Raw genomic sequence first — 15380 nt, 5'->3', positions numbered from 1 at the left:
TCTCACCCGTCACGGATATGTGTTCCGTGACGGCATGGCAAAACCATTTTTTTGCGATGCAATATCGCGTACGATGATAATAACGCTTCCTCTGGCGATTTTTAGCGACGACTTAAATCTAGGAAAAATTAAATATTTTCAGTTGCTTAATTTTTCTAAGTCGCACGGAATGCCGGAACGCCAGACAATCACCCGCAATATCTAAGCTTGTGTTTTTCCCGCGTCGCCACATTTTACCCTAAAGTCGAAACCAGACTTACGAGTGCGGGCTTAAGTTCGCTCTGGTTGCAACGCGGCGTGGGTGGACGCCGCCCAATAGGGGTGACTGATGTGACTGTCGATCAGAACCTATCCTCCCGTATCAATTTGATGCGTATATTGCTGATCTCTGGAATCGTGTTCGTCCATGTGCCGCACGATGCCGAAACCAGCCCTTTTCTTGGCCTTTACGGCTTCTTCGACTGGCTGCGTGTTTTTCTGGGCGACGCCCTGTTTCGCATCGGTGTGCCCTGTCTCAGCGCGATATCCGGCTATCTGCTGTTTCGTCGCGGCATGAGCGGGTTCGATTATCCGGCGACGATCCGTTCGAAGTCGAAAACGGTGCTGCTGCCCTTCCTGCTGTGGAATGGCGCGTTGTTTGCCGCAATTTTGCTTATCCAGCTGTTTGACGTTGGTGTGGGTTATTTCCCGGACCTCTGGAACGCCAGCCCGCGTGAAATCATCAGCCATGGAACGGCGCTCGAAGAACTGCCGGTAAACGTGCCGCTTTATTTCCTGCGCGACCTGTTCGTCTGCATCCTGCTGTCGCCGGTGCTTGCATTTCTCATGCGCCGCTTTGCGCTGCCAACGCTCGCTATCCTGCTCTTCATAACCGCCATGCCTGACCTGACGATCTTCATCGTCCAGAAGAAATCGATCCTGTTCAGCTTCTCACTGGGCATCGCACTTGCGCTGCACCGCGTCGATGTCAAGGCACTCGATCCCTACGCCTTCCCGATCATGGCGCTGACCTTTGTCGCTGCGGCCATGCTGGCAACAGGCCTTTATTTCACCGGCCCGGAGTTCACCTTCTGGCTGAACATGTCGCGCAATTTGCTCGCTGTTTTCGGCGCGCTCGGTTTCTGGGCGTCGTCGGCGCTTTTGATCCGCAGCAGGCTCGGCAAGCGGCTTTCCGAAACCGGAAGCCTCAGCTTCTGGATATTCTGCGCTCACTATCCGTTGCTCGTCATCATGTGGATGGTCTGGAACAAGGGCGGACCCGATTTCTACCCCGCCTTCTATGTCATCGCCACGCTGTCCGCCTTTGTCATTCTGGTGGTGAGCAATGCACAAACCCGCAAATACCTGCCGGCCGTCTATGCCGTGCTGACCGGAAGCCGGAACGGCAAACGCAAGACAACGTCCGAATTCGCTGCAAAACGGGCCTCCATGATCGGCCCGCCCACATCCGAAACACTTTATTCGCAACGACAGAGGTGAACCAATGACAACATTTGTCACCCGCGTTCAGACACGCATTCTTCTCGCCGCCGCCCTGCTGGCGACACCCTTCACGACACCGAGCCAGGCACAAGAAGGCAACGGTGCATCCTTCATCGAGAATTTCGATCATATGGACCGGTCGTTCTGGTACGTGTCCGACGGCTGGAACAACGGTGCGCATCAGAACTGCACCTGGTCGAAGAAACTGGCCACGGTGGAAAACGGCCAGCTGACGCTTGGTTTTGAGGAAGCAAAGTCCGGCGACCGCAACTTCGCCTGCGGTGAAATCCAGACCAAGGGGCGTTATCGCTACGGCACCTATGAAGCACGGATGAAAGCCGCTACCGGCTCCGGGCTGAACTCCGCCTTCTTCACCTATATCGGCCCGACCGACAAAAAGCCCCATGATGAAATCGACTTCGAGGTTTTGGGCAAGAATACGGGCAAGGTACAGCTGAACCAGTATATTTCCGCCAAGGGCGGCAATGAGAAACTGGTGCCGGTAGAAGGCGGAGCTGATGCTGGCTTCAACGATTACGCCTTCGTGTGGGAGCCTCAGCGCCTGCGTTACTACGTCAACGGCAAGCTCGTTCACGAAGTCACGGATGAGACCAAGATTCCGCAGAATGCCCAGAAGATTTTCTTCAGCCTGTGGGGAACCGACACGTTGAAGGACTGGATGGGTGCCTTTTCCTATTCCGGCGCAACACAGATGATTGTTGACCGCTTCGCCTTCACGGCGCTCGGCGACAAATGCCAGTTTCCCGAATCCATCGCCTGCGCCCTTAACTGATTGCCTTTTTAAACCTGAGCCTCGGCGTCCTTGACGCATGAAACCAACCGGAACCCATGCATGATCCATGTTCTTTATCTCGCGCATGATCTGTCGGACCCCGCCATTCGCCGGCGGGTGTTGACCTTGCTTGCGGGCGGCGCGCGGGTCACGCTGGCGGGCTTCCGGCGCGGACAGAACCGGCTTGCAGAGATCGAGGGCGTGGTGCCGGTCATTCTCGGAGAAACCGCCGATGGGCAGTTTCTTCAGCGCATGGCAGCCGTCGCCAAAGCCAGCCTCTCGCTCGGCAAAACATTACGCGGCACCCCCACGCCCGACGTCATTCTTGCCAGAAACCTGGAAATGCTGGCTCTCGCAAAACGGGCCATGTCGCTTTACGACCGCCAGCCGGCACTGGTTTACGAATGTCTCGACATTCACCGCCTGCTTCTCAATGAGGGCAAGCCGGGGCAGCTTCTCAATGCGGCCCAGCGCTATTTCGCCCGGGATGCCAAGCTGCTGGTGACGAGTTCTCCAGCTTTCGTCAAGCATTATTTCAAACCCGTTTCCGGCCTGAACCTTCCCGTGCTGTTGCAGGAAAACAGGGTGCTGGCGCTTGATGCCGCTGTAGCAGCCACCCCACAACCGCGCCCGCCTGCCTCCGGCGAACCGTGGAAAATCGGCTGGTTTGGGGCGCTTCGATGCCGCAAATCGCTCGAAATCCTCGCCGATTTTGCAAAGCGCATGGATGGCAAGGTCGAGATCATCCTGCGCGGCCGGCCGGCCTATTCGGAATTTGCGGATTTCGATGGTTTCGTGGCTGCCGCGCCGCATGTGCATTTCCACGGGGCCTACAAGAACCCTGAAGATCTGGCCACCATCTATAATGAAGTGCAGTTCACCTGGGCGATCGACTTCTTCGAGGAAGGCCAGAATTCAAGCTGGCTGCTGCCCAATCGGCTCTATGAGGGATGCCTTTACGGCACCCTGCCGATTGCACTTGCAGGCACGGAAACGGCTCGTTTCATCGAAAAGCGCAATATCGGTTTTGTTCTGCAAAATGCCGGCGCAGATGATCTGGCCGCTCTTTTCAACACTATGACTCCACAAACGTATACGGACGCCTTCGACGCCCTCTCGGCACTCGATAAGAAACAATGGCTGACCGACCGCGACGATTGCCGTCAGCTGGTCCAGCAATTGTCCTCTCTTACAAAATCCGCTTCCGGCCATGCCCGTGAAGCTGCGTTTTCACCCGTGTAGTGCGTAGGGGGCAAATCATGGAAGGTCTTGGTCATTCCGGCATCAGAACTCTGATCGTCATTCCCTGCCTCAACGAGGCAAAGACGATCGAGGCGTTGCTGCGAAAATTCACCGGCGCGATGGATGGGCGTATTTTCCGCATCGTTGTTGCCGATGGCGGCAGTACGGACGGCACGCGCGACATCGTTTCCGCCTTCGCCGTAACGAATGACCGCGTTACGCTCCTTCCCAATCCCAAGCGCATCCAGAGCGCCGGTATAAACCTGGCCGTATCCACTTTCGGCGAGGATTTCGACTACCTCATCCGCATCGACGCCCATGGCGATTATCCGGATGATTATTGCCAGCGGCTAATCGAGGACGCGGATCGCACCGGCGCGGATTCCGTCGTGGTCGCCATGGATACGGTCGGGCACGGCCTGTTCCAGAAAGCGACGGCGATTGCGCAGAATTCCAAACTCGGCAATGGCGGCTCCAAGCACCGCGAAGGCGCCAAGGGACACTGGATCGACCATGGCCACCACGCGCTGATGCGGATCGCCGCCTTCGACGCGGTCGGTGGTTACGATGAAAGCTTCAGCCACAACGAGGATGCCGAACTGGATTTCCGGCTGCGCAAATCCGGTTTCCGTATATGGATGACCGACAAGACCCGCATGACCTATTATCCGCGCGCCAGCGTCATGCCTCTGTTCAAGCAATATCTCGCCTATGGCCGTGGCCGGGCAAAGAACCTGCTGAAACATCGTTCGATCCCGAAGATCCGTCAGATGATTCCGCTGGCTGTCCTGCCGGTCTTCGTGCTTGCCCTGCTGTCGCTCGTGCATTGGGCAGCACTTATTCCGCTCGGCCTCTGGATCGCCGCATGTGTGGGTTATGGCTTGTGGATGGCAATAGGTCAGAAAAACCCATACGGCCCGCTCGCCGCCTTTTCCGCAATGGTGATGCATCTGGCGTGGTCCACCGGCTTCTGGCTGGAACTCCTGAAATTCCGGGGAAAAAAGGCTGTCTCATGACCGACCTCATCGTCACCGAACCACACAATTCAAAGACCGTCGATATCGGCATCTGTACCTACAGACGTCCGGCGCTGGTCGCCACACTTCTGTCACTCTTCGAACTGGAAGTGCCCGAAGGCGTGACAGTTCGCCTGATCGTTGCCGACAATGATGAGGAACCGAGTGCCAAGGCAAGTGTGGATCGGCTGCGTGAAACTTCGCCTTTCGAGATCGCCTATGTCCATTGCCCGAAATCGAATATCTCGATTGCCCGCAACGCCTGCCTCTCTGAATGCCGGGCAGACTATCTGGCCTTTATCGACGATGATGAGACCGCCCCGCCGCACTGGCTGGCCGCACTTCTGGAGAAGGCAGGCGAAACCGGTGCGGATGTCGTTCTTGGGCCAGTGACGGCGGTTTACCGTGAAAATGCGCCGGGCTGGATGAAACGTGGCGATTTTCACTCGACCGTGCCAGTCTGGGTGAATGGCGAGATCATCACCGGCTACACCTGCAACACGCTTCTCAAGATGGACGCCCCATCGGTAAAGGACCGGCGTTTTGCGCTGGCGCTCGGCCAGAGCGGCGGTGAGGACACGCATTTCTTCTCGCATCTCCATGCTTCGGGCGGTCGCATCGTCTTTGCGCAAAAGGCCGTGCTCTCCGAGCCGGTGCCGGAAAACCGCGCCCGTTTCATGTGGCTTGCCAAACGTCGCTTCCGCTCCGGCCAGACCCATGGCCGTGTGCTTGCCGAAAAGAAACCCGGCGCAAGACGCGTGATGCAGGTGCTGAAGGCAGGATCGAAAGTTCTCTATTGCGCCGTCTTTGCCGCGCTGAACGGTTTCAACGCCGTGCGCCGCAACCGCTATGCCCTGCGCGGCGCCTTGCATCTCGGCTCGGTAAGCGGCGCCTTCGGAGTGCGCGAAATCCGCCAATACGGCGCGGTGGAGGCAACCTGATGGAGAACCTTAACCCTCAGCCCGATATCAGCTTCGTTATTGCCGCCTATAATGCCGCCGAGACGATCGAAGCCGCCATTCAAAGTGCGCTTGACCAGCAGGGCGTGACACTGGAGGTGATCGTCGTGGATGACCGCTCCACCGACGAGACGATCTCGCTCGTCGAGGCCATTGCGGCCAACGATTCGCGTGTCCGGCTGCTTGCGCTTGAACAGAACCTCGGACCGGGAGGCGCGCGCAATGCCGGTATCGACGCAGCAACCGGACGCTTTATCGCCGTTCTCGATTCGGACGACGTCGTCCGCCCCGACCGTTCCGCCTGCATGATGTGCCGGGCAGATGCGGCGAATGCAGTGATCGCTGTAGACAATCTCGATGTCGCCTATACGGACGGCAGGCCGATGGAAACGATGTTCTCGGAAGAGTTTCTGGAGGAAAGACCCGTCCTTACCCTTGAGGACTTCATTTCCTCCAACATCCTTTTCCGCTCCACCTTCAACTTCGGCTACATGAAGCCGATGTTCCGGCGCGATTTCCTAAATAGTGAGGGATTGCGTTTTCGCGAGGACATCCGCATCGGCGAAGATTACATCCTGCTTGCCTCGGCGCTTGCCGCCGGCGGCCTTTGCGTCATCGAGCCGAAACCGGGCTACATCTATAATATTCGCGAGGGTTCGATCTCGCGCGTCCTTGAAATCCACCACGTCGAAGGAATGATGCGGGCGGACCAGGAGTTTCTGAGCCACTACGCGCTGTTGCCCGCCGCCATGGATGCGCAGCAGGCCAGAAGCCGTAGCCTGCAACTGGCCCGTAACTTCCTGACATTGGTGGAAGACATCAAGCGGCGCTCGATTATCGGCGCGCTGAAGACAACGATCAGAGATCCCGCCGTGCTGGGCCATTTGAGAATGCCCATTGCCGTGCGGCTGAAGAGGTTGCGGAACGCGATGTTTGCGCCCGCGGCAAATACTGGGGTGAAAAGGCAGATTTCGTAAAATTTGTGAACGGACAAATCTGTGCGCGAAAAATCTGCAAGCGGACTGGGGACAGATCAAACGTTGATGAAGGAGAACGCGATGGACCTGAACAAAACTGTCAGAAAAGCCGTCATTCCCGTAGCCGGCAACGGCACGCGGTTTTTGCCCGCCACCAAGGCGATGCCGAAGGAAATGCTCACGATCGTCGACCGGCCGGTCGTGCAATATGCCGTTGATGAGGCCATGCAGGCCGGCATCGAGCACATTATTTTCGTAACCAGCCGTAACAAGACCGCCATCGAAGACTATTTCGACAGCGCGCCCGAGCTTATCAACACGCTCACCCGCTCCGGCAAGACGGTGCAGGTGCTGCAGCTTGAAAAGATGCTGCCAGTCGCGGGCACAGTCAGCTACACCCGCCAGCAGGTGCCGCTCGGCCTCGGCCACGCGGTTTGGTGCGCGCGCGAACTGGTGGGCAAGGAGCCTTTTGCGCTGCTTTTGCCTGATATGGTTTCCTATGGCGCACGCGGCTGCATTGCCGGGTTGATGGAACTCTACGACGAAGTCGGCGGCAATATCCTCGGTGTTGAGGAATGCCTGCCGGAAGAAGTGTCATCCTACGGCGTCGTTGGTGTCGGCCAGAAGGTCAATCACGGCTTTGCGGTGACCGAAATGGTCGAGAAGCCGGAACCATCCAGGGCGCCTTCGAATTATTACCTGAACGGCCGTTATATTCTGCAGCCGGAAATCTTCGACATTCTCGCCAAACAGGAGCGTGGCGCGGGCAACGAAATCCAGTTGACTGACGGCATGAAGCGGCTCGCTGAAAAGCAGGCCTTCCATGCGCAGAAGTACAGCGGTCGCACATTCGACTGCGGCAGCAAGCAGGGCTTCATCGCCGCCAATGTCGCCTTCTCGCTGATGCGTGCCGACATGGAGGCGCAGGTTCTCGCTTCCGTCAAGGAACTCGTTGCAAACCATGAAAGCCGCGTTCAGGCGGCCTGACTTTAATCGTGCTGCCGGGGAGGCGGTCGGCACATCAATAACGGGGGGCGGGAAGCCGAGCGTTGCTCGGCTTCCCGCGTACCATTTTTAATTCACAAGGTAGGTCCATGCACCACAAGACCTTTAAATCCAGCATCGGTTTTCCGGATCCCGGCAAGGATGCCGACACATTTATTGACCTCGATCGCCTCTGGGCAGCCGTGGTGCGCCGCGCCAATGTCATTGCCGCCTCGGTCATCGCCGCTGTGGTTCTGGCCGGCCTTTATCTGGTGCTTGCAACCCCCGTTTACACCGCGATGACTCAGGTGCTTCTGGATGAAAGCCTTTCCCGTTACGCGGAAGAGGAATCGCCGGTACCTGCCGCCCAGATCGTCGACAACCGTATCGCCAGTGCCGTGGAAATTCTGAAATCCAAGGAAATGGCGCTGACCGTGGTCGACAAGGCCAAGCTCGACGAGAACGACACCATCGTCAATCCGTCGCTGTCGCCGGTCGATCTCGTGAAATCCTCCGTGCGCGGTATCGTCGATCTCATCCTGCCCGGAGATCCGCCGGCCTCCGAAGCGGCAATCCGCGCCGGACGCCGCGAAAAGGCAGCCGCCGTGCTGCAACAATCGCTGATCGTAGAGCGTGTCGGCCGCAGTTCGGTCATCGCCATTTCCACCCGTTCGACAGATCGGCAGCTTGCCGCGCTCATCGCCAAGACCTATGCGCAGGCCTATCTGACCGAACAGCTGAACGCCAATTTCGACGCCAGCGAGCGCGCTTCCGTGTGGCTTCAGGAGCGCATGAGCGACCTGAACCAGCGTGCGCAGGCCGCCCAGCTTGCCGTCGAAAAATTCAAGACGGACAATAATATCGTTTCTTCGCGTGGCGAGCTGATGTCGGAAGGCCAGTTGGCCGATCTCAACGGCCAGCTGATTGCCGCGCAGGCGGATGTCGCGACGGCTGCTGCACGTTATGGCCAATACAAATCCATCATCGACCGGGGACCGGATGCAGCCGTTGACAATGCAGTCGTTTCCGCACGGGATGCCGACAACTCGGTCATTCAGGACCTTCGCAAACGCTACATCACGATCTCTGACCGATTGCAGGGCGTCGTCCAGCAATTCGGCGCCGACCACCCTCAGGCGGTAGCGCTGGAGAGTGAGAAGAAAGAGATTGCAAGGCAGATCTTCCAGGAACTGCAGCAGGTTACGGGCAGCCTGAAGAACGAATACGACGTCTCCAATTCCCGTGTGCAATCGCTTCGCGACAATATCGACCGCGTGGCGGGCCGCAATTCGCAGGCCAATATCACCATGGTGCAATTGCGTGAGCTGGAGCAGCGGGCAACCGCTCTGCGCACACTCTACCAGTCCTACCTCGGCCGCTTCGAAGAAGCATCCCAGAAGCAGTCGCTGCCGATCGCCAAGGCCCGCATCATCTCCGAAGCTGGTCTGCCGACAGCTCCGTCCAGCCCGAAAAAGACCATGACCATGGCGCTTTCCGTCATTCTCGGCCTTATGCTGGGCGGCGGCATTGCAGCGCTTCTTGAGTTCCGGGATCGCTTTTTCCACACCGGCAACGATGTGCGCGACAATCTGCGCATGCGTTTTCTGGGCTACCTGCCCTTTATCGGGGAACGGGGTGCAGAAACCGCAAAGTCGGGTACCCCTGCCGCCACCCCCGGCAGCGAGAGCACGACCATCGACGAAAACGGTCAGGTCTCGTTCCAGAAAATGCTACGCCTTGCCGTCGACAGCCCGCGCTCAAGCTTTGCCGAGACGCTGCGCAACGTGAAGCTGACGGCTGATGTCGTTATCCAGGAACGCCAGTGCCGGGTAATCGGCGTCATCTCGTGCCTGCCGAACGAGGGTAAATCGGTCGTGGCGCTCAATCTCGCCGGTCTGATTGCCTCCACCGGCAAGCGCACGCTTGTGGTGGATGCCGACATCCGCAACCCCGGCCTCAGCCGCATGCTGACAACGCGGCAATCCGCCGGTCTGGTGGAGGTCGTGCTTGACGAGATACCGTGGACGCAGGCAGTGAAGGTCGATACCCGCACGAAAATGGGCATCCTGCCGGTTTCCACCAGCAACCAGTTTGCCCATTCAAGCGAGCTTCTTGCCTCCTCCGGCATGCGCAAATTCATCGAATCGGCGCGTGAGGCCTGCGACTACATCATTGTCGACCTTGCACCCGTCGTTCCCGTCATCGACGCAAAAGCCTTCGCACCGCAGGTCGATGGTTTCGTCTTCGTGACGGAATGGGGCAAGACGCCGATCCAGATGGTGCAGAACCTGATGGCCAACGAACCGCAGATTGCCAACAAGACGTTGGGTATCGTGCTCAACAAGACCGATATGACGGAATTGCAGCGTTATGCAGGCCCCGGTGGCTCTGAGCACTATCACGAGACATTCGCGGCCTATTACGGCGACGCCAAACCGCCGGTGAAGGAAAACGCCTGAATGGTGTAGCGGCCCGGTGCAAACCGGGCCGCTGTTTTTCGCAACTCAAATTTTGCCATCCAGCCTATGGCGTTGCCCGCAAAATTACGCATTGATGGCGACCAACCAATCGCCAGCAAGCAGGACCAGTTTCATGCCATCACCCATCGCCCTTGTTTCGCGGATGAATGCGCAAGCGGAGGCCATCTGGAAGCAAGCGCTTCGCGACGCCATGCCGGAAGAGGAAATCCTCTCCTTTTCCGAATTGAGCGGGGAGCAGAAACGCGCGGTGGACTTCGCCATCGTCGCCAATCCCGATCCAGCCGATATTGCAGCCTTGCCGGGTCTTTCGTGGATTCACAGCCTGTGGGCAGGTGTCGAACGGCTCGTTCTGGAACTGGGAGACAAGGCGCCGCCGATCGTCAGGCTGAAAGACCCGGAGCTTTCACGCGTGATGGCGGAAGCCGTGCTGGCATGGACCTATTACCTGCAACGCGACATGCCGGCCTATCGCGAAAACCAGCAAAAAGCCCTCTGGCAGGAACTCGATTATCGGCATCCGGGCGAGATGACCATCGGCCTCCTCGGCCTCGGCGCGCTCGGAACGGCTGCGGCGCAACGCCTGCTTCATGCAGGCTTCAACGTTTCCGGCTGGAGCCGCTCGGCCAAGGCAATCGAGGGAGTGGCAACGCTGACGGGCGATGACGGGCTGGAGGACTTGCTGGAAAAAAGCGACATTCTCGTCTGTCTGGTGCCGCTGACCGATGCGACGCGCGGCCTTCTGAATGCCGACCGTCTCGGCGCCATGAAAAAGGGAGCCGCACTCATCAATTTCGCCCGCGGAGCCGTCGTCGTCGCCGATGACCTGATCGCGGCGCTTGATTCCGGCCAGCTTTCGCATGCGGTTCTCGATGTCTTCGAACAGGAGCCGCTACCTCCCGCCTCCGCATTCTGGCAGCACCCGAAAGTGACCGTCCTGCCACATATTTCCGCGCCGACAAGCCGTGAAAGTTCAGCGAAAATAGTGGCAGGCAATGTCAAGACATGGCGTGAAACAGGTACGCTGCCGGAAACGGTCGATATGACGCGCGGTTATTGAGACACGATGGCGGGCGGTTTATTCGCCCGCTATCCTGTTTGCCGTATGGGCCAGTTCGACAGCTGAGACGATCTGCTGTTCGTCATAGGGCTTGGTCAAAAGCACTGCCGTTTCCGGCGCCCCGTTCGGCAGTTGGTTGTCTCCCGTGGCAAACACGATGGCTAGTCCCGGTTTCCGGCGCAATGCCTCAACCGCCAGCTCGCCGCCCTTCATGTCCGGCAGGCCTATGTCGGTAACGAGAACATCGATCTCTTCCGTCTCGATCGCCTTTAGCGCCTGCACAGCATTTCCGGCCTCGACGACGGCAAAGCCGTTATCGGCCAGCATCTCGGTCGAATTCATCCGGATCAACTCGTCATCCTCAACCAGAAGCACGCAAACCGATCTGGTCTCGTCTCCGACGACCTGCGCGGGTTCGGGGGTTTTGGAATGACGCGGTGATGATACCGGCCTCGTCTTGGCGAGAGAAACCTGCTTGCGATTGGCGATGACATGGCGGATGCGCCGCGCCAGCGCTTCGCGCGTGTAAGGCTTGGAGAGCAGTTCCACCCCGGAATCCAGCTTGCCGCCATGCACGATGGAGTTTTCCGTATAACCGGATGTGAAGAGAACGGCGAGATTAGGCAACCTTTCCTGCGCACGGCGCGCCATTTCCCGGCTTTTCAAAGGTCCCGGCATCACCACATCGGTGAAGATGACGTCAATCGGAATACCGCTCTCGACCACCGTCAAACCAGCCTGCGCATCGCGGGCAGTGAGCACGCGGTAACCGAGATCGCTCAGTGTCTCGACGACGGTGCTGCGCACCTCCTCGTCATCCTCCACCACAAGGATCGTTTCCGTGCCACCCTCGACGGGGCCGGTCGGTATCACCACTTCCCTGTCCTCGTCGGCGGCGGATCGCGGTAGATACATCTTCACCGTCGTGCCCTGCCCCACCTCGCTATAGATGTTGACATGGCCACTGGACTGTTTTGCAAAACCGTAAACCATCGAAAGGCCGAGACCGGTGCCCTTGCCTTCCGGTTTCGTCGAAAAGAACGGCTCGAACACCTTTTCCAGAATGTCCGGCGACATGCCCGATCCGGTATCGGTAACAGCCAGCATGACATATTGCCCCGGCGAAACTTCCGAATGCTTGCGCGCGTAATCGCGATCGAGAACCGCATTGCCGACCTCGATTGTCAGCTTGCCGTGCCCTTCCATGGCATCACGCGCATTGATCGCCAGATTAAGGAGAGCGTTTTCCACCTGGTTTGGGTCGGCATAGGTGTTCCACAGGCCGCCGGAGGTGATGACCTCAACCTCGATCGCCTCACCAAGCGAACGGCGCAGGAGATCGTCCATGCCGGTAACGAACCGGGAGATGTTGATAACGCGAGGTTCCAGCGCCTGACGGCGGCCAAAGGCCAGAAGCTGGCTTGCAAGCTTGGCACCGCGATGAACGCCGGCCAGCGCATTTTCCAGCCGCCGTTCGGCACGCTCGTTGCCAATCACGTCCTTTGACAGCAATTGCAGATTGCCCGCGATTACCTGAAGAAGATTGTTGAAATCATGCGCGACGCCACCGGTCAACTGGCCGATGGATTCCATTTTCTGCGCCTGCTGCAACGCTCTTTCGGTCTGGCGGCGCTCGGCGATTTCCGTCTCGACCCGCGCTTCCAGCCCTTCATTCAATTGGCGAAGCTGCTCTTCCGCTCTTATGCGGTGGCGAATCTCGCGTTCCAGATTGCTGGCATGTTCTTTAAGCGTGTTCTCGGCCAGCCGCTGTTCGGTGATATCCGTGTGGACACCGACCCATTCCGCAATATCACCGGAATTGTCGAAAATCGGAACGCCACGGATCGCAAATGTGCGGTAGACGCCGTCATGGCGGCGAACGCGATGCTCCCAAATATAGGTCGCCCGCGCGGAAACGGCTTTTGTCCAGCTTTCCAGCGAATGGTCCCTGTCTTCGGGATGAACCGCTTCGACCCAGCCGAACCCCTGATACTCGTCGAAGCTCTGCCCGGTAAGTGCACCCCACGCAGGCTGCTCACCCAGCATCATGCCGTCGGCGGTGTTGGTCCAAAGCACGCCGTGGACCGCATCAACAGCGGCGCGGAAACGGTTATTGCTAAGCACGATTTCGTGCTCGGAACGTTTCCGGTCCTCGATATCGATGATCAGCACATAAATGCCGTCAACCGAGCCATCGGCGATATAGCGGGGAACATAACGGATTTCGGCGGCTCGCTTGCTGCCATCCGGTCTGCTGATCACCGTATCCGAAACGATCTTTTCGCCGCCGAGCGCACGATCGAGATAGGCCCTGCGCGAACTGAAGAACGCGTCTCCAACAATTTCCGGAACGCTGCGGCCGATCACCTCCTCGGCGCTGCGGCCGAACCACTCCAGATAACCGTCATTGGCGAATTTATAGACATAGTCGCGATCGACATATCCCACCAGGATCGGCAGGGCATTGGTAAGCCGGCTCAGCTCCTTGCGGCTCTGCTCCAGCGCTTCCACGGCCTTCACCTTTTCGGTGTTTTCAAGCACCGTGCACAGGACGCCGTCCACCGCGCCGCAATCATTGTAGATCGGCGTATAGAACAGATCGAAGATCACCTCTTCCGGCTGACCGTGCCGCATCAGCGTCATCGGCTGGTCGCGATAAGCCATGACCTCGCCACGAAAGCCGGCCTCCAGAATGCGGCTGTTCCAGTCCCAGATCTCGGGCCAGATACCTGGCACCGTTCCGCCCAGCGCCCGCGGGTGATAATTGCCGGCAATTTCCGCATAGCCGTCATTGTAGATCATCACATGATCCGCACCCCACATCAGCACCTGCGGAATGGGAGAGTTGACGACGGAATTGGCCTTCTGCCTCAAATTCTGCGGCCAGTCGCTAATCGGACCGAGCGATGTCTTCGACCAGTCGAAGCCACGCACAAGCTCACCCGTTTCACCGCCGCCGATCGGCCATACCGGGGCAGCACGAAGATTGGTCATTCAATATCACCACAAAAAAGAGACGAAATTTTCCGTAGTACAGAACGGAATAAATGTCCAAGAAAACAGAAACTTCTGCTTGTTGTTCACGGCTTTTCAGAAGCGCGACCGGCAAGACTGGGGAATTCGCACGCCGCAAATTTCGCAGAAGCACCCCACAAGCGTGATGATTGATTGACGATTGCCATCCTCAATACGCCAAAAACTGCCGCAAACGGAACGGCAACAAAGTAATTATTAACGCTCAATGCGGGTGCTGGCGGTCGCGGTGCCGTCAGCGCCCGGGTCTTCGCACACCGCGACCAGAGGGAACAAAAATGAAAATACTTTTGGGTGCCACAATTCTTTCCGCCGGCTTCGCCCTTACAGGCGGTGCAGCCTTTGCTGCGGACTGTGGAAACGTCACGATCGCCAGCATGAACTGGCAATCCGCTGAAGTCGCCGCCAATCTCGACAAGATCATTCTGGAAAAGGGTTACGGTTGCAGCGCTGAAATCGTCACAGGCGACACCGTACCGACATTGACCTCCATGGCCGAAAAGGGCCAGCCTGATATCGCGCCGGAGGCCTGGGTCAGCCTGCAGCCGGAAATCGTCAAACAGGGACTTGAGGGCGGCAAGGTCGTGGCGGCCGCCAAGATCCTGTCGGACGGCGCTGTGCAGGGATGGTGGATCCCGAAATATGTCGCCGATGCCAACCCCGATCTCAAGACCATTCCTGATCTCTTCAAGCATCCCGAGCTCTTCCCCTCGCCTGAAGACAAGGCAAAGGGCGCCGTCTTCAACGGCCCGCAGGGCTGGGGCGGCACCGTCGTCACCGCCCAGCTTTTCAAGGCTTTTGGTGGTGAAAAGGCCGGCTTCACCCTGGTGGACACCGGTTCCGCCGCAGGTCTCGACGGCTCGGTCGCCAAGGCTTACGAAGCGAAACAGCCGTGGGTAGGCTATTACTGGGCTCCGACCTCGCTGCTCGGCAAATATGAGATGGTGAAGCTCGGCTTCGGCACGGAATATGACTCTGCCGAATGGAAGCGCTGCACCTCGGTTGCCGATTGCGCGGACCCGAAGCCCAATGCATGGCAGGTTGACGACGTGCAGACGCTGGTCAGCAAGACCTTTGCCGACCGCGCCGGCCCGGCCATGGACTATCTGAACAAACGCGCCTGGACCAACGACACCGTCAACAAGCTGATCGCCTGGATGACCGACAATCAGGCAACCGGCGAAGATGGTGCGAAACACTTCCTGAAGGAAAACGAGGCTCTGTGGACGGGCTGGGTTTCCCCCGACGTCGCGCAAAAGGTCAAGGCTGCCCTCTAAAAGGGCGGCACGACATATGTGGTCGACAGCTTGGCCCGCCAATGGCGGCGCCCGGCCGTTTTTAAGTTCCGGAGCGCGGC

Annotated in this window: 11 protein-coding genes; 10 read left to right on the top strand and 1 reads right to left on the bottom strand. The window is 58.4% G+C overall.

Annotation, left to right across the window (positions count from 1 at the left end; genetic code table 11):
* Positions 1–330: 330 nt before the first annotated feature.
* From ACQZ63_RS23435 to ACQZ63_RS23395, 9 genes are all read left to right on the top strand, one after another.
* On the top strand, positions 331–1479 hold the full coding sequence (locus tag ACQZ63_RS23435; RefSeq protein WP_004431750.1) for an acyltransferase family protein: 1149 nt from the start codon (positions 331–333) through the stop codon (positions 1477–1479).
* Between the two features lie 4 nt (positions 1480–1483).
* Positions 1484–2275, top strand: a complete 792-nt coding sequence (gene exoK, locus ACQZ63_RS23430; protein WP_174006095.1) for an endo-1,3-1,4-beta-glycanase ExoK — start codon at positions 1484–1486, stop codon at positions 2273–2275.
* Between the two features lie 60 nt (positions 2276–2335).
* Positions 2336–3517, top strand: coding sequence for a glycosyltransferase family protein (locus tag ACQZ63_RS23425; RefSeq protein WP_174006093.1), 1182 nt, complete (start codon positions 2336–2338; stop codon positions 3515–3517).
* 17 nt (positions 3518–3534) lie between these two features.
* Entirely contained in the window at positions 3535–4533 is a 999-nt protein-coding gene (locus tag ACQZ63_RS23420; protein WP_174006091.1) for a glycosyltransferase family 2 protein, read from the top strand.
* Positions 4530–5474, top strand: coding sequence for a glycosyltransferase family 2 protein (locus ACQZ63_RS23415; RefSeq protein WP_013762054.1), 945 nt, complete (start codon positions 4530–4532; stop codon positions 5472–5474). The genes ACQZ63_RS23420 and ACQZ63_RS23415 overlap by 4 nt, the downstream gene beginning before the upstream one ends.
* Positions 5474–6469 carry a glycosyltransferase family 2 protein gene (locus ACQZ63_RS23410; protein WP_448799409.1) on the top strand — a complete coding sequence of 332 codons (996 nt, stop codon included), beginning with the start codon at positions 5474–5476 and terminating at the stop codon, positions 6467–6469. The genes ACQZ63_RS23415 and ACQZ63_RS23410 overlap by 1 nt, the downstream gene beginning before the upstream one ends.
* Before the next feature lie 81 nt (positions 6470–6550).
* Positions 6551–7456: a UTP--glucose-1-phosphate uridylyltransferase gene (locus ACQZ63_RS23405; protein ID WP_004431732.1), complete on the top strand. Its 906-nt coding sequence runs from the start codon at positions 6551–6553 to the stop codon at positions 7454–7456.
* A 107-nt stretch (positions 7457–7563) separates the two neighbouring features.
* The gene (locus tag ACQZ63_RS23400) at positions 7564–9912 is read left to right on the top strand and encodes a polysaccharide biosynthesis tyrosine autokinase (protein ID WP_004431729.1); all 2349 of its coding nucleotides are present in this window, start codon (positions 7564–7566) and stop codon (positions 9910–9912) included.
* Between the two features lie 133 nt (positions 9913–10045).
* Entirely contained in the window at positions 10046–10990 is a 945-nt protein-coding gene (locus ACQZ63_RS23395) for a 2-hydroxyacid dehydrogenase (protein ID WP_111802074.1), read from the top strand.
* An 18-nt stretch (positions 10991–11008) separates the two neighbouring features.
* On the opposite strand, the gene ACQZ63_RS23390 is transcribed toward ACQZ63_RS23395, so the two are convergent.
* Entirely contained in the window at positions 11009–13984 is a 2976-nt protein-coding gene (locus ACQZ63_RS23390; RefSeq protein ID WP_174012213.1) for a PAS domain-containing protein, read from the bottom strand.
* 317 nt (positions 13985–14301) lie between these two features.
* Between ACQZ63_RS23390 and ACQZ63_RS23385 the strand changes: the two genes are divergently transcribed.
* A complete protein-coding gene (locus tag ACQZ63_RS23385) occupies positions 14302–15300 on the top strand; it encodes an ABC transporter substrate-binding protein (protein ID WP_004431723.1) in 999 nt (332 codons plus the stop codon).
* Positions 15301–15380 lie beyond the last annotated feature (80 nt).

Source organism: Agrobacterium sp. CG160-95, from assembly GCF_053521725.1.
The sequence above is the reverse complement of the archived record's forward strand: the minus strand, read 5'-3'. Positions and strand labels throughout refer to the sequence as shown.

Bases quoted from the DNA above. Each gene is read 5' to 3' on its own strand.
- ACQZ63_RS23395 (WP_111802074.1), top strand. From the start codon at position 10,046: ATGCCATCACCCATCGCCCTTGTTTCGCGGATGAATGCGCAAGCGGAG.
- ACQZ63_RS23390 (WP_174012213.1), bottom strand. From the start codon at position 13,984: ATGACCAATCTTCGTGCTGCCCCGGTATGGCCGATCGGCGGCGGTGAA.
- ACQZ63_RS23420 (WP_174006091.1), top strand. From the start codon at position 3,535: ATGGAAGGTCTTGGTCATTCCGGCATCAGAACTCTGATCGTCATTCCC.
- ACQZ63_RS23405 (WP_004431732.1), top strand. From the start codon at position 6,551: ATGGACCTGAACAAAACTGTCAGAAAAGCCGTCATTCCCGTAGCCGGC.
- ACQZ63_RS23415 (WP_013762054.1), top strand. From the start codon at position 4,530: ATGACCGACCTCATCGTCACCGAACCACACAATTCAAAGACCGTCGAT.
- ACQZ63_RS23410 (WP_448799409.1), top strand. From the start codon at position 5,474: ATGGAGAACCTTAACCCTCAGCCCGATATCAGCTTCGTTATTGCCGCC.
- ACQZ63_RS23425 (WP_174006093.1), top strand. From the start codon at position 2,336: ATGATCCATGTTCTTTATCTCGCGCATGATCTGTCGGACCCCGCCATT.
- ACQZ63_RS23385 (WP_004431723.1), top strand. From the start codon at position 14,302: ATGAAAATACTTTTGGGTGCCACAATTCTTTCCGCCGGCTTCGCCCTT.
- ACQZ63_RS23400 (WP_004431729.1), top strand. From the start codon at position 7,564: ATGCACCACAAGACCTTTAAATCCAGCATCGGTTTTCCGGATCCCGGC.
- exoK (WP_174006095.1), top strand. From the start codon at position 1,484: ATGACAACATTTGTCACCCGCGTTCAGACACGCATTCTTCTCGCCGCC.